Genomic DNA, 25,769 nt, shown 5'->3' on the forward strand with positions numbered 1-25,769 from the left:
TTTTTGAGAAAAATAATTACAAATGCTGCGCAAGGTACTTAGCTATTTTATTCCGATGCGGGTTTACCGACGAAATTCTGCGCTGAGTAAATCAATTGAAATCAACTGGAACAACGGGCAATTGGTACTCGATTCGCAAAACACGAATTATTCCTACGGCAGCTTGCAGCGGGTGCTTCGAATCGGACTCAAAAAAATCGGCTTCGAGAAAATCAAACCGATGCAAAACCTCTTGGTATTGGGCGTGGCCGGCGGTAGCGTGATTAAAACTCTGGTAGATGAAATCGGTTGTAAAGGCCAAATTACCGGCGTTGAAATCGATTCAGAAGTGATTCAAGTAGCGAATGAGTATTTTCAACTGAACCAAATTGAAAACTTAAAACTAGTGATTGACGACGCTTTCGAATTTGTCTTGAAAACCAAACAAACCTACGACTTGATTATCATTGATGTTTTTCAGGATACGCACATGCCAAATTTTCTGTTCGAGAAATTTTTCATTCGTCGCATTGCCGATTTAGTAAAACCTTCTGGGTTCATCTTATTCAACACTATGACGCTCAACGAAAAACACAACCACCGCAATAATGACTATATTTCGGAGTTTAAACAATTGCCTTTTAAAGTGTTCACCATTCCAAGAATCGAACAGCACAACGAGTTGATTGTGGTTCAAAAAAATAATCCTTGATGCCTAGAAAATCTTTCGTATTATTAATCTCGGTTTTACTCTTGGTAGCCTTCGCTCCTATTAAGGAAAGTAAAACCACGCAAGCTGGAATCAAAATGCAAGATTTCGTCATCGCCATTTCCAAATATGCACGTAGCATCGACTCTAGTTTTATCGTGATTCCGCAAAATGGGCCCGAACTCGCTTTCGAGAAAATGAACCCATCGGGAAAGTTCCGGACGGATTATCTCAAGGCCATCGACGGAATTGCCGTAGAAGATCTTTTCTACAACGAAAAACTCAAGACTGATACTTATCGGCTCAACATGCTGCGGAAAATCAAGACCGAGAAACAAGTGCTTTTCTCCGATTTTATCACTGATGATGCTGCTATAGACAAAGTGAAAACCCTCAACGACAAAGAAGGATTTTTACTTTATCCGCGAGTGAAAACCAACGAGCATTACCGTGAAATTCCGACGAAAATTCCGGGCGAAAATGCCAACGATATTCTCAAACTTAGCGATGCGAAAAATTATCTTTATCTAATCAATCCGGTCGATTCTAGAACCAAACACCTTTTGCTAACTACACTGGCTGCTACAAATTACGATTTAATTACCATTGATTTGTTTTTCAACGACCGACTGCTCACTGCGCAAGACCTCGCCAAAATCAAGACCAAAGCCAACGGCGGCAAACGGCTCGTGATTGCTTATGTGAATATCGGAGCGGCAGAAAACTGGCGGTATTATTGGCAACGCAGCTGGCAAATTGGCAACCCTACTTGGATTAAAAAAAAGTATGCCGGTTATGAAGACGAATTCTATGTGCAGTTTTGGCACGATGACTGGCGGAAAATCATATACGGGAACGAAGATTCCTACGTCAAGAAAATCATTGATGCTGGTTTCGACGGTGCTTTTCTAGACAATGTGGAAGGTTATTATTTCCTATACAATAAGTAGCCTTTAGCTGATTTCCATCATAGAATCGCTGGTAATTTTAACTTAACTTCGCCAAAACAAATGGTTTAACGATGTTTAAAAAATTCGTCCGTATTCTCAGAAAATTATTGCTAGGAAACGTCTCTAGGCTTCCAAAGGCTCGGCTCAACCCGATTCAGAAAAGAATCCTGAACCTGAAATCGATTTGGAACAACGACCACCAAGACGACAACGGCATCGAGAAAATTGTTCGTTTGTTTTTATCCTCATCACAACTGCTCTTTCCGGGAATCTACATCAAATACCTAGCAGCCAAAAAAGGCGAAGAATACCAAGATTTGGCTATGGATTGTTATATCCTGCTCAAAGTGACTTTCCCGATTGTTATTTTGTGGAACCATTGGCAGCAAGAGCTGTGGGCGCTGGGTTTGATGCTTTACGTGTTACTGGAAACCGTGATGTATATCCCAACTTTGATTTTTGCTTCGGATTTAATTTCCAGACCGCGTTCTTACAAACGGTCTATCTTGTTGTTGTTCCTAAATTATATGGAAGTGGTTTTCGCCTACGCGGTGTTGTATTCGCACGGCAATTACCTCAACAAGCCTTTAACCAATACACTAGATGCTGTTTATTTCAGCATCATTACTTCGTCTTCAATTGGTTATGGCGATTTGCATCCGGTGACGGCGACGGGAAAATTATTGGTTTCCTCCCAAGCCTTAATGTTTTTGTTTTTTGTGGTTTTGTTTCTGAATTTCTTCTCTACTCAGATTAAAAGCAAAGGGTATTTTGACCATGAAAACAAAGAGTAAAACACGAATTGCACGAATTTTCACGAATCAACAATCGTGAAATCCTTGGAGTAAAAAAGAATTTTACAGCATTTTCCGGGCGCGCTCCAAATCCTCTGGCGTGTCGATGCCGATACTTACGTGCGAAGTTTCTACCATACGGATGCGTTTGCCAAATTCTAGGTAACGCAACTGCTCTAGTTTTTCTGAAGCTTCCAACGACTTCATCGGTAAATGGTAAAAATCAATCAGCGCTTGTTTGCGAAAAGCATAAATCCCGATGTGCTGAAAATAATGCACCCCCACATTCACTTCGCGCGGATAAGGAATCACCGAACGCGAAAAATAAAGTGCCATACCGTTCTGATCCACGACCACTTTCACATTGTTTGGGTTGTTGATGGCTTCAGGGTCTTGAATTTCGCGCATCAGTGAAGCCAAATCGATTTTTTTATCTGGGTCATTTTTGAAAACTTCGATCACTTTCGCCAGTGATTCGCGGTCAATGAAAGGTTCGTCGCCTTGCACGTTGACTACAATATCCACATCGAGATTTTCGACGGCTTCGGCAATTCGGTCGCTGCCTGATTCGTGCTCTTTTTGGCTCATGATGGCTTTCCCGCCAGCGGACACAATCTCGTTAAAAATCAAATCTGAATCGGTTACCACAAAAACGTCGTTAAACAACTTGGTATTAACCGCTGCGTCGTAGGTTCTGGCAATAACGGTTTTGCCGCCTAAATCCTGCATCAGTTTAGCAGGAAAACGGGTCGAGGCATAACGGGCGGGAATCACAGCGATGATTTTCATTGCAAAGGTGCTAAGGTTCTGAGCGGCTAAGATAGTGAGGTTTTTGTTTTTTGAAGCTATTTCCTGCTGTACGCTATATCTTTTTAAACCTGCCGGGTTTCTATAACCCGGCAGGTTTAAAAAGGATGCCGCTGCCATCAGGGCTAGGAAGTGCTTAGTGCTTTAGTTGGTTCAGATTTAAACCAGTCGTTTCAGTAAATCAAGTAATAAATGTAAAACCTTTGTGATTGTTATAAAATCAACTCATATCAACAGCAAGCAGTTAAAAAAGTAGAACAGCAATAAGACGCAAACCGTCCTCAAAAAAACTCAGGAACTCAGGCACTAAGGAACTAAGGTACTCAAAAAAGAACAACAGCAATAAGCCGCAACCCGTCCTCAAAAAAACTCAGGAACTCAGGCACTAAGGAACTAAGGCACTCAAAAAAGAACAACAGCAATAAGCCACAAACCGTCCTCAAAAAAACTCAGGAACTCAGGCACTAAGGAACTAAGGTACTCAAAAAAAAACAACAGCAATAAGCCGCAACCCGTCCTCAAAAAAACTCAGGAACTCAGGCACTAAGGAACTAAGGTACTCAAAAAAGAACAACAGCAATAAGACGTAACCCGTCCTCAAAAAAACTCAGAAACTCAGGCACTAAGGAACTAAGGCACTCAAAAAAAACCAACCCCAATTGTTTTTTTGTTAGATTTGTAAACCACTCTAACACAACCAAAATGAAAACAAAACTACTTTTCCTTTTTTCAGGCATTTTAATGCTTACTTCTGCCTATTCGCAAACCATCTCGATTTACAACAATATCCTTTTTTATGATGGCTATGCCAGTATCGTTAGTGAACCTGTTCCCGATGGTTTTACGCGGCTCAGAAACGATTTGTATACCACAAAATTATCTGATGAACAACTCGGTGCTATTGGTAGTACATTACAGCTCAATGTCACGATTAGTGCAGCTTGCGACAATTATGACAGAATTGGAAACGTCAATCTGGTGTTGGTTCCCAAAGGCGACCTTTCGTACGATACCAACACCGCACAAAAAATTGAATTGGGGCGTTTCATCACACCGTTCATGAATAAAAATATTTCGCCCACGTCGGTTCCGTATGTCTTCAATATCGATAATGTGGCTAAAATTTTAAAAGACAGCGCGATGAATCTGGCCTACGATTTTTGGGTAGAACTGGAAGTTTTCGGTGTGCCTTATGCCGCACAAACCCAAGTAGCCGGTTGCAGCGGAAGAATCGATGTGTTTTACGGCACGCTAGATTTTGTTACCAACACCGAAACCGCGGCGACTAGCGATACCTTTTTGGCAAGCTTGAATTTCAAAAAAAACCTCAACAATTATGAAGAAGGCGCTACTGATGTTATTGGGCAAACCGTTCGAACCATCAACTATACCTTGCCACAGAACATTAACAACGCACAGTATTACCTGATTACCTCCAACCATGGTGCCAACGCCGGCGGCGAAGAATACAACCGAAGATTCCATTACATATACCACGATGGTGCTCAAATTATTAGTTACCGTCCGGGAGAACCTACCTGTGAACCGTACCGTATTTACAATACCCAACCCAACGGTATTTACGGCCCGACGCCCAGAACTAATGCGCAATGGCAATCTTTCAGCAATTGGTGCCCCGGGTCAGTTATTCCGATTAGAACACTCAATTTAGGCAATTTAACTTCAGGTGACCATTCGTTCAAAATTACGGTGCCCACTGCCCGATTCGTGGACGCGCAAGGCTATATTCCGGTATCGGTTTACTTGCAAGGTGAAAACACCAATCTTGGGCAAACGGCTTTTGAAGCGTACAGTTATGATTTGTACCCGAATCCAAGTTCAGGTGTAATGAATGTAAGTGCTTCCGAAGCCATAAAATCATTTGAACTATGCGACGCGCAAGGAAGAATATTGAAGACTGGAAACAACCCAAGCTCATTGCTAAGGCTAGATTTGTCTGACCAATCCAGCGGCGTTTATTTCTTGAAAATGCATTTCGAAAAAGGAACGCACATTGAAAAAGTGGTAAAAGAATAACTTTGCCAAGGTTCTAGAAAACTCAGGCACTAAGGCACTCAGCTACTCAGGCACTTAAAAAAATCATCGAATAGAAAAAAATTTACAACCTACACCAAAACGAACTCAGGCACTAAGGCACTCAGCTACTCAGGCACTTAAAAAAAACTCTCATCCTTAAACCCAATCAAATACAACTGGTCTTTGGCCCGAGTTACTGCGGTATACAACCAGCGAATATACTCGCGGTCAATAATTCCGTCAGGCAAATAGGGCTGTTCGATAAAAACCGTTTTCCATTGGCCGCCTTGTGATTTGTGGCAAGTGATCGCATAAGAGAATTTCACCTGCAGCGCATTGAAATACTCGTTTTCCTTGGTTTTCTGCAAGCGTTTGTATTTGGTGGTTTCGTCTTGGTAATCTTCCATCACGGCTTCATACAAACGGTTGGATTCTTCATAGGTCAATGAGGGCGATTCGCTGGTAATCGTGTCGAGTAATAGCACCGTTTCAAAAGGCCGTTGCTCGGGATAATCGACCATGCGGATTTTCACATTGGCGAACTTGAACCCGTAAAGCTCTTTGATGTTGAACACTTGCATCACTTCGATAATGTCGCCATTGGCAATAAATCCGGCTGCATCGTTTTCCTTGAGCCAATGGTAATTGTTCTTCACGACCATCAAATAATCGCCGGCAGAAAGATCACTTTCTTTGTCGAGAATCCTTGAACGAATTTGTTGATTGTAGGCATTGGCGCGTTTGTTCGAGCGTACGATGAACGCAGTTTCTTCTATGCTGTAATTGCTGTACGCCGAAAAAATCGCATCCTGAATATCATAACCATCTACCAACCGCACAATGTCGTTGAAGCCTTTGAGCTGGAACTGGAAACGCTCATAAAACTCTTCACGCAAAACTTCGCGCAATTCGGTCGCATTGTACAGAATTCCAGAATTTTCTTCTTGCCGCATCACTTCATCAAGTTCTATGTGATAAATTTCTTTCTGATAGTGCAAACCCAAACCGTCAATATCAAGCGCAGGTGAAAGCGACAAATTCACCGGTGGCAACTGCGCCGTATCGCCGAGTAGAATCATTTTGCAGTTCGCGCCGCTGTAGATATAAGAAATCAAATCGTCGAGCAGCGAGCCGTTTTCGTACAACTTCGAATCTTGGTTCACATCAGAGATCATCGAAGCTTCATCGACAATGAAAATCGTGTCTTTGTGTTGGTTGGGTTTGAGCGTAAAACTCATACCGCCACCGGAATTCTTCTTTGGAAAATAGATTTTCTTATGAATGGTGAAAGCAGGTTTGTGCGAATAATTGGCAATCACTTTCGCCGCGCGACCGGTTGGGGCAAGCAGAACATATTTCTTACGAATATCAACCAAATGATTAACAATCGTAGCAATCACTGTGGTTTTTCCAGTTCCTGCGTAACCTTTCAAGACGAAGATTTCCTGCTTGTTATCGTTAGTTATAAATTCCGAAACCATCTGAAAGAAAATATCCTGTTTCTCGGTGGGTTGAAAAGGAAAGTTTCTTTTTAAGATGCTGTAAAATGATGCGGAATTCATGGTGGATTTTTCTCGATGCAAAGTACGTGATTTTTGAATTGGGTTTAACTTGTATTAGAGAAATTGTACCGACTTGGGATGAAACGGAATCTTACCGGTATGCCCTAGCCCTGATCGCAGCATGGTGCCGCGCACCGCGAAGAGCAGGTTCCCGGCTTCTAAAAAAATAAAAAAACATTCTAAAAAAATCGTAAGTTTGCGCAGGCCTGACTCAAACGGCCAATTGCTTATGTTAGTGAATGCCGCGAATATTACCGAGAAAACTTACCGCAAGCTGACCGCGATAGTTTCGGCCAATGCGATGGTTTTGAGTACGGTCGACACGCTGAACCACCAAGTGCTTAACCTAGAGGAACTTGAACTGGAAAGTACCGGATCGTTGGAAAACGCCCTGAACAACAACGCTGTTTTTCAAGAACGTTATGACCAAGTGGTAGTACTTCACCAGAACAACCTTTCGACTTTTGTGCCCGCGCCGCTGTTCAACGAGCAATATATTGGCAGTTATTTGCAATACAACACCAAGGTATTCGAAACCGATGCTTTTGCGTATGATGCTTTGCAGACTTATTCAATGAATACCGTGTATGTGCCGCAGACCAACGTAAACGAAACATTTGAGAAGCATTTCAAGTCAATCAGCTTCAAGCACATACACACCATTTTGGTGTCGCGCTTGCTCGATTTGTCTAAGAACGTTGACGATAAAAGAATGTTCGTGCACTTAGCGAAAACCCATTTCGAAATTGTGATTGTGCAGAACCAACATTTGTTGTTGTTCAACTCGTTTGATTATAAAACACCCGAGGATTTGATTTACTATATCCTTTTTACGGCCGAGCAACTCAATATGAACCCCGAGAGTTTCCGGTTGGAGTTTCTGGGCGATATTTCGGAAAGCGATGCATTCTACCAAATAGTATATAAGTATGTACGGAATGTTTCCTTGTTTGATCTTTCTGACTTGACTTTGAATAACGAACTTTCTACGGCTGAGAACCTCAAGCATTTCATTTTGTTGCAATCGTGAGAATCATTTCAGGCAAATTCAAAGGCCGACGCATCACGGCACCCAAAAATCTTCCCGTTCGGCCCACGACCGACATGAGCAAAGAAGCTCTGTTCAACGTGCTCAACAACCATTTCAATTTTAGCGAACTTACTGTTTTAGACTTATTTTCTGGAACGGGCAACATCAGTTATGAGTTTGCCTCGCGCGGCAGTGAAGATATTACCTGTGTGGATGCCGATTTTGGCTGTGTGAAGTTCATCAAGCAAATCGCTGCCGAGTTCGATTTCAATATTGCTGCCATCAAAAGCGATGTGCTATCGTTTATTGAAAAGTCGAACCGTTCGTATGATTTGATTTTCGCCGATCCGCCGTATGGTTTCGAGCAAACGACTTTTGAAAAAATCGTACTGGGTGTTTTCAAAAACAATTTATTGGCCGAAGACGGCATGATGGTCATCGAACATTCCAAATACACCAAACTCGAGCATTTAGAGCATTTCTCGTTCAAGAAAAGTTATGGTGGTTCGATTTTCAGTTTTTTTGAATTCGCGACTGAAGCGACCGAATCGGAAGAAGAATAGTGCTACTTAGCACAATGCCCTAGCCCTGATAGCAGCGGCATCCTTTTATGGAGTGCAACGGAATAAAAGATATAGCGGAAAGCAGGTTCCCGGCTCCTAAAAATACTCAGGCACTCAGGCACTAAGCCGCTCAGGCACTCAAAAAAAAGCAGGCCTATAAGCCGGATTCTGTACTTCGAAAACGAAGCCCTTATCATTTATCTAGGCAACCAATTGCTCGATTGCTCCATCTTTCTACCCTTCGACAACGGACGGGACGCCCTTAAGAGCCGATATACTTGAAATTTCACCGCATAGAGTTTACCTGGTTTCACTACAGCCGAACTGTACTTGCTTTCTGTTGCACTGGTCCTCGCCTTCTGGCGGACGGGCGTTACCCGCTATGCTTCCCTGTGGTGTCCGGACTTTCCTCTGGGCATTGCTGCTCAGCGATAAGGCGGCCTGCGCGGCAAATGTAGCTGTATTATTTTGAATTTTAAATTTTAAATGTTGAATGAGAAGCTGTTTCCTGCTCTACGCTCTAATCTTTTGTGTCGAACACCGCCACAAAAGGATAACCGCTGCGATCAGGGCTAGGGCTGTTCACCCAGAAGTAGTTTTGTTCTAAATACTAACATTTAGGGGTGAGCTGTGGAAAACTTTTCCCCAAATCCGCGTAGAACCAAATCCGTGCATCAAACAAATCCACTATATTTGTTGACCAATAAAAAACGATGGAACAATTTGTAGTATCGGCGCGTAAATACCGTCCGCAGACCTTTAAGGATGTGGTCGGGCAACAAGCCATTACCAACACTTTGCTCAATGCCATCGAAACCAACCATCTCGCTTCTGCGCTGCTGTTCACCGGCCCGCGTGGTGTGGGAAAAACGACTTGTGCCAGAATTCTTGCACGCAAAATCAACCAGCCGGGTTATGACGACCCAAATGAAGATTTTGCTTTCAACGTGTTTGAACTCGATGCTGCCTCAAACAACTCAGTAGATGACATTCGTAACCTGATTGACCAAGTGCGCATTCCGCCACAAACCGGGCAGTATAAAGTGTATATCATTGACGAGGTGCACATGCTTTCTTCGGCGGCTTTCAATGCTTTTTTGAAAACTCTGGAAGAACCGCCCAAGCACGCCATCTTCATTTTGGCCACGACCGAAAAACACAAAATCATCCCGACGATTCTCTCGCGTTGCCAGATATTCGATTTCAAAAGAATCACCGTTAAAGATGCCAAAGAACACTTGGCCGAAGTAGCCCAAAGCCAAGGCGTGACTTTCGAAGACGATGCGCTACATATCATTGCTCAAAAAGCAGACGGTGCAATGCGTGATGCCCTTTCGATTTTCGACCGAGTGGTTTCCTATTGCGGCACTAACCTCACGCGCCAAGCCGTAACGGAAAACCTCAGCGTGCTCGATTATGAAACCTACATCAGCGTTACGGACTTAATCTTGCAAAACAAAATACCGGATTTATTAATCGCCTACAACGACATTCTTTCCAAAGGGTTCGACGGGCATCATTTTATTGCCGGATTGGCTTCGCATTTCAGGGATTTGCTGGTCAGCAAAACACCATCTACTTTATCACTGCTCGAAGTGGGTGAAAATGTTCAGAAACTTTACGCTGAGCAATCACAGAAAACTTCCACTTCTTTCCTCTTGCAAGGCATCGACATCGCCAATGATTGTGATTTGAAATTCAAATCGTCCCAAAACCAACGCTTGCTTGTCGAACTTTGCTTAATGCAATTGGCCTCTATCACTTTCGATGGAGAAAAAAAAAAGCTGACTACTATATAATTCCGCCCAAACATTTCTACGGCCGCGTGATGGAATTGCCTGTCGAAGCGCCCGAAATAATCGAAGTGGTTGCTGTTCCAACTCAGGAAAACCAACCTGTTCCGGTAGCAGAAAAAGTCAACATTACCGCACCGGAAATTTCCAAGCCAACTATTTCAAATGAGCCTAAAATCTCGGCACTATCACTTTCTAGTATCAGAGCCAAAAGGGAATTGGAACAAACCGTAAAGCCTATTTCCAAAGAACAAGTGCAACTTCCCACGGAGCCGTTCAACGAAACCGACATGCTGCTGTATTGGAACAAATACGCGCAAAAACTCGGCGATAAAGGCCAGAAAATCATGGAATCGTTGCTGCTGATTAATGATCCTGTTTTAAATGGAACTGCCATTACTTTGGAACTTCCTAACGAAGGTTCGAAAATCGATTTTGAAACCGAAAAAAATGGATTGTTGGGCTATCTCAAAGGCCATTTACACAACCACGATATTACGATTGAAGTGATTGTGAACGAAGCCGTTCAAACTAAAAAAACATACAGCAATCAAGACCGTTATAACCGTTTGCACGAAATCAATCCGGCAATAGAAGTCTTGCGCAGTACCTTCGGGCTCGATATCAATAATTAGTCGATTATTTTCTCGATGCGCTTGTCGGGAATGAGCCACATCAGCGCTACTAAAATATAAATCGCACCTGCCAACCATTCGCTGTAAAAAGAAAAAGCAATGCCGATGATATAGAGTATTGGCGAGGAAATGCCTTTTAAATCTTTCCCAATCGCTTTTTTGAGTATCGAATTTTCGCCTTGACTTTTGATGATAATGGTTTGCAATATATAGTAAGCCATGCCAGCCATCAGCAACATAAAACCATAAAGCGCCATCGGTAATTTGGCAAAATGGGTCTCGCCAATCCAGCCTGTGGATACCGGAACTAGCGACAGCCAAAACAAGAGATGTAAGTTTGCCCAAAGGATTTTCCCGTTAACTTTCGTGAGGCTGTGCAGCATGTGGTGGTGGTTGTTCCAGTAAATTCCGATGTAGATAAAACTCAGAACATAGCTCAGGAAAATCGGAAATATCTTTTGTAAAGTGGCAAAATCATGACCTTCCGGCACTTTGATTTCCAATACCATAATCGTCAGGATGATGGCTAAAACACCATCGGAAAAAGCCTCAAGCCGGTTTTTGTTCATAAAGCCAAATTTTGATTTTTAAATATATTAGAATTTTACGCCTCTGCGCCTTTACGAGAAATAAATACTTCCCGCAAAGGCGCAGAGGCGCTAAGAAAAAAGGCGTCAATTATATTTTTCCGTAGTACATCGCTTTGATGATTCCATCAGACAATCCAATCTTTGGAACAAAAATCCTCTTGGCACCACTCCATTTCATCGCATTGAGATAAATTTTGGTGGCCAGTACGATTACATCGGCGCGGTCAGGGTTCAGACCCAGTTCCGAAACACGCTGCTCGTAGGTCATCGCATTCAAGAAGTTGTATCTTTTCAAAACATATTGGTAAGACAGCGGTTTGTCTTGCTGCTTGCCCGACATCTTGAAAAGTTTGTTGATGTTTCCGCCGGAACCAATCAGAATCACGTCTTGAAATTCTTTGGTATGGGTTTTAATCCAGATTGCTATTTCTTCCCAAACTGCTTCGTTGACCATTTCGTTGAGCAAACGCACGGTTCCGATTTTGAATGACTTTGAAGCAATCATTTTCGAATCAGAGAACAAAGAAAATTCAGTGCTACCACCGCCAACATCGACATATAAATAAGTATTTTCGGTTTGCAGCAAATGGTGCAAATCGGTCGAGGCGATAATCGCGGCTTCGGTTTTGCCATCGATGATTTCGATTTTGATATCGGCTTGTTCTTCAATGATTCGAATGACTTCTTCGCGGTTGTCGGCTTCACGCATGGCAGAAGTAGCCAATGCAGTATATTTCTCGACCTTATGGATTTTCATCAGCAGCTTGTAGGCTTTCATCGCATCTACCATCCGACTGATGTTCTCCTGAGAAATCTCACCCATGGTAAACGAATCTTGCCCCAAACGAATTGGCAAACGAACCAGAGCGCTTTTACTAAAATGTGTCGGCTGGCCTTGTTCTTCTACGACGTTGGCCACCAGCAATCGCATCGCATTGGAGCCGATATCGATTGCTGCATATTTCTTAATACTAATCATTTAGGCAATTGGGGTGTTTTCTGAGGCTAATAAAGTAGAGTTCTCTTGCGTCGCTTCGTATTGTTGGCGGTAATAATTATAGGTTTCGAGTTGGGCGCGGAAAACCGGATTATCGCCGCGCACCCTGTATTTATTGTCGAGCAGTTCCGAGTGAAAACGCGCTTTGACGTTTCCTTGCCAACCGATATCGAAAACGTCAATGAGTTCTTTTTTGATGCCTTCATCGTAAATCGGACACGATACTTCTACCCTGCCGTCTAGGTTTCGAGTCATGAAATCAGCCGAGGAAATATAAACATCGGGTTCGCCTTTATTGGCAAAAATGTAAACCCGCATGTGCTCGAGGTAATTGTCTACGATACTAATGGCCTCAATGTTTTCGCTCATGCCCGGAACGCCCGGAACCAGAGAACAAATACCACGCACCTGCAATTGGATTTTCACACCGGCACGGCTGGCTTCGTAGAGTTTGTCGATCATGTCAAAATCCGAGAGGCTGTTCATCTTAAGTTTCATGTATGCTGGCTCGCCCATTTGTGCATGGTGGATTTCGCGGTCGATGAGTTTGTAGAATTTGCTTCGGGTATAATGCGGCGAAACAATCAAGTGCTTGTATCGGTAAACCCTGAAATTGACATCGAAGAAATCGAATACTTTATTGATGTCTTTCAAGATTTGGTCGTGGCTCGTAAACAAAGTCACATCAGTATAAACTTTGGCGGTCGACTCGTTGAAATTTCCGGTCGAGACAAAACCGTAACGCTGTAGTTTTCCGTCTTCCTGAACCCTTTCAATCACGCAGATTTTGCTGTGGACTTTCAAGCCTTTGATTCCGAAAATCAAGTTGATGCCTTCGGTCTGCATTTGTTCGGCGTAGGAAATATTACTGGCTTCGTCAAAACGCGCCTGCAATTCAATTTGAACGGTGACTTTCTTACCGTTCTTAGCAGCATTAATCAGTGAGCTAATGATTTGCGAGTTTTTGGCTAAACGGTACAAGGTAATCTTAATCGTGGTGACTTTTGGGTCGAGAGCCGCTTCCCGCAAAAACTTAATCAGATAGGAAAACGACTGATACGGTGCATTGATTAAGTAATCTTTCTTATGAATTTTCTCTAGCATACTGCCTTCAAGGCTCAAACCGCAAACCGGCAAAGGCTCGTTGGTTTTGTAGAGAAGATCATATCGGCCCAAATTCGGGAAGTTCATATAGTCGCGGCGGTTGTGGTATCGTCCGCCGGGAATAATACTGTCGCTCTGATGGATGTGCATCTTAGACAAGAAAAACTTCAAAGTGTCTTTCCCGATTTGCTGGTCGTAAACAAAACGAACCGGTTCGCCGATGCGGCGGTCTTTAACGCTGGTCGCGATTTTCTCCATCATACTTTTGCTCAAATCGCTATCAATTTCGAGCTGGGCATCGCGCGTAATTTTAATCATGTGCGCCGAAACACTTTCATAATCGAAAATATTGAAGATGTTGTGCAGGTTGTAGCGAATCACATCATCAAGGAAAATAATATGGTGCTTGTCATCAATGGAAGGTAACACCACAAAACGATTAATGGTATTTGGGATTTCGATAACCGCGTAGGTAATTTGTTTTTTGGCTTTGGTTTCCTCTTCATCGTGTGGTTTGGGTTTCATCACGAGTTTGACCGCAAGATAACCGGCCGTATCTTTCAGCAGCGGGAATTCTGCCAAATCGTTCAAGATGATGGTTACTAGCGCCGGGCTTACTTTCTGAATGAAGAAATCTTTGATAAACTCTTTGTGTTGCTCGGCAATTTCATGCTCATCGACCATAAAGATGTTTTCGGCCTCGAGTTTTTTCTCGATGATGCTCAGGATGCGTAAACTTTCAGATTGTTGCTGGATGACGATTTGCGTAATTTCTTTGAGCAATTGGTCGGCACTAACACCGCCAAGAAGTTTCTCGCCTGAAATTCCTGAAAGGCTCAATCGACGTATGGCAGCGAAACGAACCCGGAAAAATTCATCTAAATTGTTGGAAAAAATTCCTAAAAAACGAAGCCTGTCTAATAGTGGAACGGCATCATCACCGGCTTCCTGAAGTACTCTTGCATTAAAAGCCAACCAGCTTTTTTCTCGATCAATATATCTGTTCTCCGACATAAATCTATTTTAAATCCCTAGGGAAAATGGTTTTTAGCGTTTTACCGCTCTGGATTTGCTGCCAATCATCGGTATCTAATTGAAGAAAAACGAAACCGGAAGTCGGCACATTGTCTGTAAATGCGTGCCCAAATTTATTAACAAAATTCGTAATAGCCTCGTTGTGCCCAAAAAGAATAATAGAATCATAACAATTGTCGAAGCTGCGAACGATTTGCTCGAGTCGACTTTCATCGAAAGTGTACAATTCAGGCCGAAAACTGATTTCGTGCAACGGATAATTGTATTGCTGGGCAAAAATCTGCGCGGTTTCTGAAGCACGGCGGGCATTGCTACTGAAAATCTTATAAGCTTTTGGAATAAAACTCAAACTGTGTTGTGCCACCAACTTAGCGTCTTTGATGCCGCGAGATTCAAGTGCGCGATCGATGTCAGCAGTCGGGCTGTCCCAACTAGACTTGGCGTGGCGAATGAGAATTAGGTTTTTCATAACAGAAAATTTACGCCCAAGGTACCGATTTTTATCCATCGCCTCAAAGATTTTAACGCAGTAACTATTGAGTATCAAATGAGAGAAAGTAGTAAAACAAGTGATTAAAATTGTAATCTATTTCTTTAAATATATTTTAATTAGTGCATTTTATCGATATTTACTGTATTTTATCGATGTTTTTTTTGGTTAGCAATTTTATTAAAATTAGTTTTGAGTTGTTAAAAACAAAACATTGAGACCGATTAAACACCAATACAATCAGTTGCATTGTATCCATTGGCTTGCTATGGGTATTATTTTCTTTTGTGTGGTGACGGCTCAAGCTCAAGTTCGCGTGCCTTATCAAGTGCGCACCTCGCAGTATTCGTCGACCAAAAAAGTTTACAGTCTTCATGGCGATTTTACCTTTATCGGGAATACCAACCTCACTTTACTAAATTACGAGCCGCAAACCAATAACAACAATAGTTTGATGCGCTATGTGGACATCGACAACGATACAGCCACTTGGAACTCTTCGTCTGCGGATTTAGTCTTCGCCCCTGAAAATAACGCCTCAGCTACTTGCGCTTCAATTGTTTATGCCGGATTGTACTGGACCGGAAAAAGCGCACCCGACAACAGTACCGATTCTAGCAACGAGTTCACAGTGAGTAAAATCATCAACGGAACCACCACCACCAAAACCTTCAACAAACGAAAAATAAAACTTAAAGGGCCGAACGCCAGCAATTACAGCGAATTCATTGCACGCGAAGATGCCATTTACTATCCGAACCATTCCGACGCTTTTATTTATTCAGCTTACACCGAAGTCACTGATTATGTTCGACAACACGGCATCGGAACTTATCTTGCAGCCGATATTGCGCTAGTCGAAGGAAACGGCGGCGGCACCGGATATTCGGGCGGTTGGGGCATGGTGGTAATTTATGAAAACGCCCAAATGAAACATCGTGACATTTCTGTTTTTGACGGACATGCGTTTGTTTTGAATTCGAATAACAACGGCTACCTACTAGAAGTGAACGGTTTCCATACGGTTCAAAGCGGAAATGTCGGTGCCAAATTGGGCATCATGGCCAGCGAAGGTGATATCGGGCTTGATGGTGATTATTTTCAAATCCAGCGCAATAGTGATTCAGAATTTGTGGCTTTGGAGCATGAAGGCAATAGTGCGGACAACTTCTTTAATTCATCAATCAGTAACGGAAATGTTCTTAGAAATCCGAACTTGAGCAACAATACCGGAATCGATCTCGCGCTATTTGATATTCCTAATCCGGCGAATTCGGTCATCGGCAACCACCAATCGTCGGTGCGTTTCAGGTACGGAACCAACTATGATACTTATGCGATTTTTGCCATCGTTCTGGCTGTTGATTCCTATGTGCCGGAAATAGAAAACGAAATTAGCGTAACTCAAATCAACCAATTGCCCTTTGCTGCGCTGACTGCCTTGCCCGGCAATGAAATTAATTTCAAGGTAACTATCAAAAATCCCGGAAACGAGCCTATCAACAATTATAAAATAGCGATTCCATTACCTTATAATGCAAGTTATGTAGCTTCAAGTGCTACTGGAAATTTGCTCTACAACGGCCCGGCACCAACCGAAATTGGTTTTGATGCTTCACTCGGAAACAACGGAACGATTTACTGGAATTTCGGAACGTTGCCCGTTGCTTCAAGTTCAGCTACTGTTCTTGCTACATTAGAATTCAAGCTGCGGGCAACCGACAATTGTTCGATTTTAAAACAACCCGATTGCGCAAACGTGGTAATTCTAGATGGATATGCATGCGGAACAGGCGCCATCAGCGGAATTGACTTACCGAACAGCCCTTTTATTTTGGGCCATAGCACTGCTGGAAGTTGCGCCGGAAATCCGATTCTTGGGCCATTGAAAATCATCATCAACGCCACGGATTTTCTGAACAGCCATTGTCAATACACTGCCTCGATTAGAAATTTCACCTTTTGTAATACCAATAATACTGTTGACTTTTCTCAAATAGCCCGACAATTTCCCGAAGGAACTTTTTTCTATAATTCCTATCCGGTTACGCAAAGTACGGTGCAGTATTCCACACAAATTCCGTTTGAGGCAATCACTGGAGAAAGTGTAACTTATTATGCCGTTAATCAAAATCAAGACGGCGCTTGCATTATTCCTTTTACAATAACCAAATGCATGACTATTTCTGCCCACCACGACCAAGGTAATACCATCAACGGAAACCTCGGCGGCGTGGCGGTACAAAATGTTTTAAGCAACGATTTTCTGAACGGTCATACCGCTTTAGCTACAGCAGTGACCACTAGTTTGGTTGGAGTTTCACCTCTCGGAATTTCGCTCAACGGCAATCAAGTGCTGGTGGCTGCCGGTACGCCTTCGGGAAATTATCAGCTTACTTATCAGATTTGTGCTGTCAATGAGCCCAACATCTGCGCTACTGCAACAATAAGTGTTTCGGTCAATACCACCGAAATCATTGCCGAAAACGACCAATACCAACGTGATTGCTCCACGACAGGTATTTTGGGTAACGTTTTAAGCAACGATACCCTAAACGGCAACTCCGTTCTGGCCAGTCAAGTTACTATCAGTCTGGAAGTTTCATCCGACCCTAAAATTTTGCTGAATACGCAAACCGGTCAAATCAGTATTGCCGCCGGAATTAAAGCTGGTCGATATCGTTTGCGGTACAAAATCAGTACTAACGGTAATCTCAATATTTCTGATTCAGCCGAGGTAGTTATAGATATTATTGACCAGACTGCTCCACCAGTACCTTTATTAAACGATATCATCCGGTATTGTGAAGCCAATCTAACCGTACCAACTACTACTGACGAATGCTCGGGAACCATTCTCGCCACCACATCAGATTCCTTATATTATGATCAACCCGGAAATTACATCGTGCATTGGAATTTTATTGATGAAAGCGGCAACCAATCTTCAGCCCAGCAAAATGTGACGGTAAAATCTAGTGAAGCGATTGAACCCGGTTTTGGTTACGTCGACTGTAACCTTGACAACGACTTCAGTTTAAACATCGACCTGAACAGCTATTTGCCGGAAGGAATGGACCACAACGGAAGCTGGAGTTCCGAATCGCTGACACCTAATTTGCACGGCTCTGTTTTTAGCCCTTACCTGGCGCCAACCGGGAATTACAATTTCAAATACTTTAATCTGCAAGGCGATTGCAGGCAAAATATTGAAGTGAATATCGAAGTCAACAACGATTGCTTGGTAGAACCTGCCTGTAGTTTAATAGTTAACAATGCTTTCTCACCCAACAACGATGGCATCAACGACACCTTTATTATAGGTAATATTGATCAAACGTATTGTTTCCCTAAAAATACCGTAGAAATATACAACCGTTGGGGCGTTCTGGTTTTCAAAACGCAACAATACGACAACAACACTCGGGTATTTAAAGGCTACTCGCAAGGGCGCACTACGATTAACGAATCTGAGCAGCTGCCCAGCGGAACTTACTTCTATGTCATCAACTACACTAACGACAAAGGAGAAGATTTAGAACAAAACGGCTATTTGTATTTAGCCTTATAAGGTTTTCTCTAAAGGTAACCCACTGAATATTAGCGATTTTTTTAACATTTTGGTTTCTTACGGGAAGCCTGAAAATGTGAACTATATTCAGAAAAAAGCAAAGTCTGTTATCAAAAAATGTCATTTTAACGAGTTTTCTGGTTATTGGTAGAAAAAATGATTGTAAAATTATTTATGTGGGTAATTTAGCCCATGATAATTTTAAGTGATTTCCCCGATCTACTCAAAAGCATCAACCTACAACTTAGTGTATAATTTAATTAATGTTATGGAAGCTATTGCCCCTTATCAATTCATTAACCATTCAAGCAACGCCCTGTTGTTTGGAAAACTCCAAATTTTATTTATGAAAAGACTACTACTATTGTTAGTACTAGCGCTATTTTGCGTTGGTGCTAATGCGCAGGAAGTGAGAGCCATTTCGGGTTCTCAACTGATAGAAGTGAACGCCTATGTGGCGAACTTGAGAGCTTCAGAAGTAAGTGCTAGAAATGCGGTTTCTAATGCAAACCGTTTGGAGCACCTCTTGAAAGAAGTGCAACCCGCTGTTTATTATTTGGCTGGCGAAGTGAAAACTTACGGCGATAATCCCACGGCGCTTTACACCAATTCAAGTGCGTTGAATTCGATAAGCTCGGCTGCTTTTGACAGAGCCTCGATTGAAATCGTGACAATCCATTTAAGTGAGCCAGCAGATTTGAGCCGATTGCTCGATTTGTCTGTTTTTTCGAATTTCCCTAATCTGAAATACATCTACATCATGTCTAATCAAGAAACCACCGGAACCAATATCTCGAATTTGGTTCGCGGCAACAACGCCAGTTTGGGTGTTTTCTACAAAATAGACAAAGGTGCTTAATTGCCTCAATTCAAAAGAAATCATTATGAAAAAAGTTTACTTTACCCCAAAAAGTAATAACCTGTTTTGCGGTTATTTTTTACAGATTTTCTTGCTTTTGGCTGTGGCTTTGACCACTCAGGCGCAAGTGAGAGTACCTTTTACGCAAAGAACTTCTCAATACACTCCTACTAAAAAAATCTACAACGTCAAGGGTGATTTTACCATGATTGGAAACACCAACCTGACCTTGCAGAATTATGGTGACAACACTGCCAACAGTAATAACCAAATGGTATATGTGGATGTAGACGGAAACAGCAACAATGGTGTTGATGGAAAACGTACATTCAACTCATCGAGTGCCACCTTGTCTTTTTCTACAGAGAACGGTGCTGTTCCTAGTTGTTCGAACATCATCTACGCAGGATTGTACTGGACCGGTCGTTCCTCTGACGGAAACTCCAGTTCCAACAGTTTTAGCGTAACCAAAAATAACGTAACCAAAACTTTTGACAAGAGAAACATCTCATTGAAAGGACCAAATTCAAGCACTTACACCCAATTCACAGCTAGTGCGAATGACATATACTATCCAACCTCCTCAGATGGATATATGTATTCAGCTTACAAAGAAGTAACTGATTACGTTCGCGCCAATGGTATCGGTGAATATACAGCTGCAGATATTGCCTTAGTAGAAGGTGATGGTGGTGATATTGGTTTTTATGGCGGATGGTCATTGATTGTTGTTTACGAAAACACGAAAATGAAATACCGCGACGTAACAATTTTCGACGGACATGCTTATGTTACCGGAGGGGCTACAGCTGATTTCGAAATTCCAGTTTCAGGTTTTAACACAGTACAATCTGGACCTGTGGGAATGAAATTAGGAATGATGGCTGGTGAAGGTGACAGAAGAATAACTGGTGATTTCTTCCAAATCAAAAGACAAAGTGATAATACTTTTGTGAGCTTGACCCACGGCGGAAACTCGAGTACAAATTTTTTCAATTCCTCGATTGAAACTGGGGGCAACGCCAGAAATCCAAGCCTACTCAACAATACCGGTCTGGACATTAGCATGTTCAATATTTCGAATCCGAGCAATACCGTCCTGACCAACAACCAAACATCGACCACTTTTAAATACGGATCTACTCAGGACACTTACATTATTTTCGCCATTGCTATGGCTGTGGATGCTTATATTCCAGAGGTGGAAAATGTATTGACCGCGACCACCATTAACGGAACGCCAGTAACTACTGAACCATACATTTCTTTGCCAGGGCAAGATGTTGGATTCAATATCGATATTAAAAACTTAGGAACCGAAGCCATCAATAATTACAAAGTGGTGGTTCCGATTCCTTATAATGCTTCTTATGTTCCCGGAAGTGCGGTAGGTACTATTTTATTTACGCCTGCTCCTTCTCCAAATACCGTAACCTTCGACCCGACTCTAGGTGCAACTGGTTCTATTGTTTGGAACATGGGCACTTTGCCATTGGGCGCAACACCAAGCACACTTTTGGCGAAACTCAGCTTCAAATTAAAAACCACTACAGATTGTTCTATTTTGTTGAACGCCACTTGTGGAAGTCCTATCTATGTAACAGCCAGTTCTAGCGGTACAGGTGCGATTACCGGAATTACATTCAACGGAACCAGAGCCATCAAAGGATACACGCAAAATGGGGCTTGTGTTGGACAACCCATCAACGAAACATTAGCCATCAAAATCGACGGTTCAGCATATGTAGCGGCTAACTGTGCCAATACGCCACTGATCCGTGAATTCGGCTACTGCAATTCTGGAAATTCAATCGGAACTTCGGTGATTGCCGGAAACTTTCCTCCGGGATCGACTTTCTACAATGAATTCCCTGTAACTTTGAATGCTATTCAATATACCGACTCGAATCCAATTCCACTGGTAGCGGGATCCACTATTACTTATTATGCGGTTCCACCAAATACTACAGGTTGTGTTTTCCCTTTCCGAGTAACCAAATGTAAATTGATCATCGCTGAAAATGATGCGATTGGCCCAATTAACGGAACTACCGGAAGCACTAACGCTGGAAATATCTTCAACAACAACGGAAGCGGTCTTGATACTTTAGGTGGCAGCCAAGTTCAGATTTCACAAGTAAACTTGACTGTTACTACCCCAGCAACGCCAATCAACGGCGGACCAGTGCCATCAATCGATTTGACCAACGGAAACATCGTGGTACCTGTTGGAACGCCAGCAGGAACTTATACTATTACTTATCAAATTTGCGAAAAAACAACGCCAACCAATTGTGATTCAGCGGTAGTTACTATCACAGTGACTGCGCCAGCCATTGTAGCCAACAATGACACTTACAATAACATCAACTGTGCTGCGGTAGGAATTGTAGGCAATGTTTTAGCAAATGATTCATTGAACGGTACTGCTCCGACTACCGCTCTAGTGAACTTTACAGTTTTAACGGGAAGCAACCCGAACATCAACATTGATGCCTTAGGAAATGTAACCGTATCTTCAGGAATCGCTGCCGGAACTTATACCTATACTTATAGAATTTGCCAGATTTTGAATCCTAGCAATTGTGCTACGGCTTCGATTACGGTAACTATTACTGAGAACCAAACCACTCCTGTATTTACATTACCATCGAGCATTTGTGCCGGTGCTGCTGCACCAGTATTGCCTACCACGTCGAATAATGGAATCAATGGTACTTGGACCCCTGCAACGGTAAGCAATACAACGAGCGGAACTTATACCTTTACTCCTAGCGCTGGACAATGTGCCAACCAACCAATAACGAAAACCATCACGGTCAATGCTATTGCCGCTACATTCAACCCAATCGCGCCAATTTGTGCCGGAGCTACTGCGCCTGTGCTTCCAACCACTTCTAATAATGGAGTAACTGGAACTTGGTCGCCATCAACTGTAGATAATACTGCAACCGGAACTTACACTTTCACGCCTGATGCTGGTCAGTGTGCTACTGCTGCGTTTGTGGTAACAATTACTGTGAATCAATTGGTACCAACTTTCAATGGTTTGGATACTGAAATCTGCTCTGGTGATACTGCTCCTGTTCTTCCTTTAGTTTCTTCTAATGGAATCTTTGGAACTTGGTCGCCTGCAACGGTGAGCAATACTGCTACTGGAACTTACACATTTACTCCAAATGCTGGTCAGTGTGCTACTGCTGCGTTTGTGGTAACTGTAACTGTGAATCAATTGGTACCAACTTTCAATGGTTTGGATACTGAAATCTGTGCTGGTGATACTGCTCCTGTTCTTCCTTTGGTTTCTTCTAATGGAATCTCTGGAACTTGGTCTCCATCAACTGTAGATAATACTGCAACCGGAACTTACACTTTCACGCCTGATGCTGGTCAGTGTGCTACTGCTGCGTTTGTGGTAACAATTACTGTGAATCAATTGGTGCCAACTTTCAATGGTTTGGATACTGAAATCTGCTCTGGTGATACTGCTCCGGTTCTTCCTTTAGTTTCTTCTAATGGAATCGCTGGAACTTGGTCGCCATCAACTGTAGATAATACAACAACCGGAACTTACACTTTCACGCCTGATGCTGGTCAGTGTGCTACGGCTGCGTTTGTGGTAACTGTGACTGTGAATCAATTGGTGCCAACTTTCAATGGTTTGGATACTGAAATCTGCTCTGGTGATACTGCTCCTGTTCTTCCTTTAGTTTCTTCTAATGGAATCTCTGGAACTTGGTCTCCATCGACTGTAGATAATACAACAACCGGAACTTACACTTTCACGCCTGATGCTGGTCAGTGTGCTACGGCTCCGTTTGTGGTAACAATTACTGTGAATCCTTTAGTAGCGGTTTTCATCGACTTGCCTACAAACATTTGTTCAGGCGATGTAGCACCGGTACTTCCAACAACTTCAACCAATGGCGTTGCCGGAACTTGGAATCCATCAACAGTGAGCAATACCACTAGCGGAACTTACACATTTACTCCAAACACCGGACAATGTGCCACAGCTCCATTTGTGCTGAACTTTACAGTAAATGCGACTTCAGCTACATTCAACCCAATCGCAGCTATTTGCGCGGGCGGTGTAGCACCGGTATTACCTACAACCTCTAATAACGGTGTAAACGGAACCTGGAATCCTGCAACTGTAGATAATACTACCAGCGGAACTTATGTATTCACGCCTGATGCTGGTCAATGTGCGACCGGAACAACAACTTCGCTTTCAATAACCGTGAATCCAACTTCGGCTTCATTCAATCCGATTGCGCCAATTTGTGCCGGCGATGTTGCGCCAATACTTCCAACTACTTCAGCCAATGGAGTAACTGGAACTTGGAATCCTGCAACTGTAGATAATACTGCCACAGCTTCATACACTTTCACGCCAGATGCAGGTCAATGTGCGACTGCAAATACAACTTCAATCACTGTGTTTGTAAATGCGACTTCGGCTTCGTTCAGCCCAATTGCACCAATCTGTGCCGGTGAGGTAGCTCCTGTACTTCCAACTACTTCAGCTAACGGAGTTACTGGAACTTGGAATCCTGCAACGGTAAGTAATACGGCTAGCGGAACTTACACTTTCACGCCCGATGCTGGTCAGTGCGCTACGTCACCTGTTGCCCTTGCTGTTACTGTGAACGCAACTGTAGCGACTTTCGATCCGATTGCACCAATTTGCCCGAACGATGTGGCTCCGGTGCTTCCAACGACTTCAACCAACGGAGTAACCGGAACTTGGAACCCTGCTATTGTAGATACTACCACTACAGCTACTTACACCTTCACTCCAGATCCTGGTCAATGTGCTAGCGGAAATACTACAGATCTAACCATTACTGTCAATGGAGTTCTAGTAGTAGAAAGTGATGATGCAGATTGTAATAATGATAGTGAAGTAACTTTCGATTTAAATAACTATCTTCCAACAGGAATACCTAATGATGGTTCTTGGACTGATGTTGATAATACCGGCGGTTTAATTGGAACTGAATTTAGCCCTTACTTGGTTGATGTTGGAACTTACACTTTCAGATATGAAGTAATGGACGACCTTTGCCAAAGAGTAGTTGAAGTTCGTATGACTGTGGATGACAACTGTGCTGTTCTTGAAGCTTGCCCATTATTGGATAGCCAACCAGAGAAAGACGTGCGTAATGGTTTCTCACCAAACGGTGACAATATTAACGAGGAATTCATTATCAGAAGAATTGACAACTTAGAATGTTTCCCAACCAATACCGTTGAAATTTATAACAGATGGGGTATATTGGTATATGAAACTAAGCAATATGATAACAAAGACCGCGTGTTCACCGGAACTTCTGAAGGAAGAGTAACCGTGGCCAAGTCATCTGAATTGCCGGCTGGAACTTATTTTTATGTAGTAAATTATACTGATAAAGAAGGAAATAATCACCACTTAGAAGGTTACGTTTACCTAACAAGATAATCCAAACTCAAATCTAACACCTCGGGATGTCACCATCCTGAGGTTAAAAAACTAGAAACTAATGAAAACAAGATTACTAATTTTCGTTTTGATCCTGACAGCCGCTGCGGGTTTTGCGCAACAAGATGCCCAATTCACTCAGTACATGTACAACACGATCAATGTCAACCCGGCCTACGCAGGTTCGCGCGGGGTGATGAGTATCTTTGGCTTGCACCGTACCCAATGGGTGGGTTTGGATGGCGCTCCGGTAACCAATGCCTTATCGATGAACACGCCCATCAACAACAGTAATCTAGGGCTCGGACTTTCGGCCATCAACGACCGTATCGGGCCTACCGTAGAGAATACCCTTTCTGTAGATGTGTCATACACCGTTCAGACTTCTGAAACCAGAAAGCTCTCTTTCGGGGTAAAAGGTACCGGGAATTTCTTCAATCTCGATGCTTCTCAGTTAAATCCTGAACAAGCCAACGACCCATCGCTGGTGAACTACAACAAGTTCTCGCCTAATGTTGGGGCCGGTATCTACTGGCATTCTGATAAGTCTTATATCGGAGTTTCGGTGCCGAACTTCATTCAGACCAATCGTTATGACTCTGATAATGTGGCGATTTTTAAAGAAAGAATCAACTACTACCTCATTGCAGGATATGTGTTTGATCTGAATCCGAACATCAAGTTCAAACCGGCTTTGCTTACCAAAATGGTTACCGGTTCGCCTTTACAAGTGGATGTTTCAGGAAATTTCATGTTCTATGACAAATTCGTCGTAGGTGCTGCCTACCGCTGGGATGCTG

The 25,769-nt window shown here is 42.8% G+C and carries 18 protein-coding genes and 1 other RNA gene; 12 read left to right on the forward strand and 7 right to left on the reverse strand.

The genetic code is table 11. The annotated features are described in order from the left end of the window. The first annotated feature begins 22 nt into the window (after positions 1–22). The 3 genes from G4D82_RS09610 (at position 23) to G4D82_RS09620 (ending at position 2,432) form a co-directional block, all read left to right on the forward strand. Positions 23–691 carry a spermidine synthase gene (locus G4D82_RS09610; RefSeq protein ID WP_166337033.1) on the forward strand — a complete coding sequence of 223 codons (669 nt, stop codon included), beginning with the start codon at positions 23–25 and terminating at the stop codon, positions 689–691. Beyond that, positions 691–1,638, forward strand: coding sequence for an endo alpha-1,4 polygalactosaminidase (locus G4D82_RS09615; RefSeq protein ID WP_166337034.1), 948 nt, complete (start codon positions 691–693; stop codon positions 1,636–1,638). Before G4D82_RS09610 ends, G4D82_RS09615 begins: the two co-directional genes overlap by 1 nt. A 71-nt stretch (positions 1,639–1,709) precedes the next feature. Then, positions 1,710–2,432 carry a potassium channel family protein gene (locus tag G4D82_RS09620; RefSeq protein WP_166337035.1) on the forward strand — a complete coding sequence of 241 codons (723 nt, stop codon included), beginning with the start codon at positions 1,710–1,712 and terminating at the stop codon, positions 2,430–2,432. A gap of 63 nt (positions 2,433–2,495) precedes the next feature. Here the strand turns inward: G4D82_RS09620 and kdsB are convergent, their stop codons facing one another. Next, the gene (kdsB, locus tag G4D82_RS09625) at positions 2,496–3,221 is read right to left on the reverse strand and encodes a 3-deoxy-manno-octulosonate cytidylyltransferase (protein WP_166337036.1); all 726 of its coding nucleotides are present in this window, start codon (positions 3,219–3,221) and stop codon (positions 2,496–2,498) included. A 720-nt stretch (positions 3,222–3,941) separates the two neighbouring features. Between kdsB and G4D82_RS09630 the strand changes: the two genes are divergently transcribed. Continuing rightward, the gene (locus tag G4D82_RS09630) at positions 3,942–5,276 is read left to right on the forward strand and encodes a peptide-N-glycosidase F-related protein (protein ID WP_166337037.1); all 1,335 of its coding nucleotides are present in this window, start codon (positions 3,942–3,944) and stop codon (positions 5,274–5,276) included. Positions 5,277–5,413: 137 nt separating this feature from the next. Here G4D82_RS09630 and G4D82_RS09635 read toward each other — a convergent pair whose 3' ends face one another. Beyond that, a complete protein-coding gene (locus G4D82_RS09635; protein WP_166337038.1) occupies positions 5,414–6,838 on the reverse strand; it encodes an ATP-dependent DNA helicase in 1,425 nt (474 codons plus the stop codon). Positions 6,839–7,067: 229 nt separating this feature from the next. Between G4D82_RS09635 and G4D82_RS09640 the strand changes: the two genes are divergently transcribed. Together G4D82_RS09640 and G4D82_RS09645 are read left to right on the forward strand one after the other, a co-directional pair. Next, complete coding sequence (locus G4D82_RS09640) at positions 7,068–7,868, forward strand: DUF3822 family protein (RefSeq protein WP_166337039.1); 801 nt, start codon at positions 7,068–7,070, stop codon at positions 7,866–7,868. Continuing rightward, positions 7,865–8,431, forward strand: a complete 567-nt coding sequence (locus tag G4D82_RS09645; RefSeq protein WP_166337040.1) for an RsmD family RNA methyltransferase — start codon at positions 7,865–7,867, stop codon at positions 8,429–8,431. Before G4D82_RS09640 ends, G4D82_RS09645 begins: the two co-directional genes overlap by 4 nt. 141 nt (positions 8,432–8,572) lie before the next feature. On the opposite strand, the gene rnpB is transcribed toward G4D82_RS09645, so the two are convergent. Next, positions 8,573–8,879, reverse strand: an RNA gene (gene rnpB / locus G4D82_RS09650) — RNase P RNA component class A. Between the two features lie 265 nt (positions 8,880–9,144). On the opposite strand from rnpB, the gene dnaX reads away from it, so the two are divergent. Next, positions 9,145–10,230, forward strand: coding sequence for a DNA polymerase III subunit gamma/tau (dnaX, locus tag G4D82_RS09655; RefSeq protein ID WP_166337041.1), 1,086 nt, complete (start codon positions 9,145–9,147; stop codon positions 10,228–10,230). A gap of 29 nt (positions 10,231–10,259) precedes the next feature. Further along, complete coding sequence (locus G4D82_RS14425) at positions 10,260–10,859, forward strand: DNA polymerase III subunit gamma/tau (protein ID WP_235924331.1); 600 nt, start codon at positions 10,260–10,262, stop codon at positions 10,857–10,859. Here G4D82_RS14425 and G4D82_RS09665 read toward each other — a convergent pair. From G4D82_RS09665 to G4D82_RS09680, 4 genes are all read right to left on the reverse strand, one after another. Then, positions 10,856–11,428, reverse strand: a complete 573-nt coding sequence (locus G4D82_RS09665; protein WP_166337042.1) for a TMEM175 family protein — start codon at positions 11,426–11,428, stop codon at positions 10,856–10,858. The two genes, G4D82_RS14425 and G4D82_RS09665, sit on opposite strands and share 4 nt — an antisense overlap. Positions 11,429–11,537: 109 nt before the next feature. Beyond that, positions 11,538–12,428, reverse strand: a complete 891-nt coding sequence (locus G4D82_RS09670; protein ID WP_166337043.1) for a Ppx/GppA phosphatase family protein — start codon at positions 12,426–12,428, stop codon at positions 11,538–11,540. Then, entirely contained in the window at positions 12,429–14,564 is a 2,136-nt protein-coding gene (ppk1, locus tag G4D82_RS09675; RefSeq protein WP_166337044.1) for a polyphosphate kinase 1, read from the reverse strand. A gap of 4 nt (positions 14,565–14,568) precedes the next feature. Beyond that, on the reverse strand, positions 14,569–15,054 hold the full coding sequence (locus tag G4D82_RS09680; RefSeq protein WP_166337045.1) for a SixA phosphatase family protein: 486 nt from the start codon (positions 15,052–15,054) through the stop codon (positions 14,569–14,571). A 235-nt stretch (positions 15,055–15,289) separates the two neighbouring features. Between G4D82_RS09680 and G4D82_RS09685 the strand changes: the two genes are divergently transcribed. The 4 genes from G4D82_RS09685 to G4D82_RS09700 all read left to right on the forward strand — a co-directional run. After that, positions 15,290–18,646: a gliding motility-associated C-terminal domain-containing protein gene (locus G4D82_RS09685; protein WP_166337046.1), complete on the forward strand. Its 3,357-nt coding sequence runs from the start codon at positions 15,290–15,292 to the stop codon at positions 18,644–18,646. Positions 18,647–18,992: 346 nt separating this feature from the next. Further along, the gene (locus G4D82_RS09690) at positions 18,993–19,505 is read left to right on the forward strand and encodes a hypothetical protein (RefSeq protein WP_166337047.1); all 513 of its coding nucleotides are present in this window, start codon (positions 18,993–18,995) and stop codon (positions 19,503–19,505) included. Between the two features lie 25 nt (positions 19,506–19,530). Beyond that, complete coding sequence (locus G4D82_RS09695) at positions 19,531–24,969, forward strand: T9SS type B sorting domain-containing protein (protein WP_166337048.1); 5,439 nt, start codon at positions 19,531–19,533, stop codon at positions 24,967–24,969. 61 nt (positions 24,970–25,030) lie between these two features. Continuing rightward, positions 25,031–25,769, forward strand: a 739-nt coding sequence (locus tag G4D82_RS09700) for a PorP/SprF family type IX secretion system membrane protein (RefSeq protein ID WP_166337049.1), incomplete at its 3' end; no start/stop codon positions are given.

This window comes from Flavobacterium lotistagni, assembly GCF_011392125.1.
Lineage (GTDB): Bacteria > Bacteroidota > Bacteroidia > Flavobacteriales > Flavobacteriaceae > Flavobacterium > Flavobacterium lotistagni.

What these genes read in the sequence shown, in the direction of transcription:
- G4D82_RS09610 (WP_166337033.1), top strand. Translation starts at nt 23, where the DNA reads ATGCTGCGCAAGGTACTTAGCTATTTTATTCCGATGCGGGTTTACCGA.
- kdsB (WP_166337036.1), bottom strand. Translation starts at nt 3,221, where the DNA reads ATGAAAATCATCGCTGTGATTCCCGCCCGTTATGCCTCGACCCGTTTT.
- ppk1 (WP_166337044.1), bottom strand. Translation starts at nt 14,564, where the DNA reads ATGTCGGAGAACAGATATATTGATCGAGAAAAAAGCTGGTTGGCTTTT.
- dnaX (WP_166337041.1), top strand. Translation starts at nt 9,145, where the DNA reads ATGGAACAATTTGTAGTATCGGCGCGTAAATACCGTCCGCAGACCTTT.
- G4D82_RS09630 (WP_166337037.1), top strand. Translation starts at nt 3,942, where the DNA reads ATGAAAACAAAACTACTTTTCCTTTTTTCAGGCATTTTAATGCTTACT.
- G4D82_RS09615 (WP_166337034.1), top strand. Translation starts at nt 691, where the DNA reads ATGCCTAGAAAATCTTTCGTATTATTAATCTCGGTTTTACTCTTGGTA.
- G4D82_RS09680 (WP_166337045.1), bottom strand. Translation starts at nt 15,054, where the DNA reads ATGAAAAACCTAATTCTCATTCGCCACGCCAAGTCTAGTTGGGACAGC.
- G4D82_RS09670 (WP_166337043.1), bottom strand. Translation starts at nt 12,428, where the DNA reads ATGATTAGTATTAAGAAATATGCAGCAATCGATATCGGCTCCAATGCG.
- G4D82_RS09640 (WP_166337039.1), top strand. Translation starts at nt 7,068, where the DNA reads ATGTTAGTGAATGCCGCGAATATTACCGAGAAAACTTACCGCAAGCTG.
- G4D82_RS14425 (WP_235924331.1), top strand. Translation starts at nt 10,260, where the DNA reads ATGGAATTGCCTGTCGAAGCGCCCGAAATAATCGAAGTGGTTGCTGTT.
- G4D82_RS09635 (WP_166337038.1), bottom strand. Translation starts at nt 6,838, where the DNA reads ATGAATTCCGCATCATTTTACAGCATCTTAAAAAGAAACTTTCCTTTT.
- G4D82_RS09665 (WP_166337042.1), bottom strand. Translation starts at nt 11,428, where the DNA reads ATGAACAAAAACCGGCTTGAGGCTTTTTCCGATGGTGTTTTAGCCATC.
- G4D82_RS09690 (WP_166337047.1), top strand. Translation starts at nt 18,993, where the DNA reads ATGAAAAGACTACTACTATTGTTAGTACTAGCGCTATTTTGCGTTGGT.
- G4D82_RS09620 (WP_166337035.1), top strand. Translation starts at nt 1,710, where the DNA reads ATGTTTAAAAAATTCGTCCGTATTCTCAGAAAATTATTGCTAGGAAAC.
- G4D82_RS09695 (WP_166337048.1), top strand. Translation starts at nt 19,531, where the DNA reads ATGAAAAAAGTTTACTTTACCCCAAAAAGTAATAACCTGTTTTGCGGT.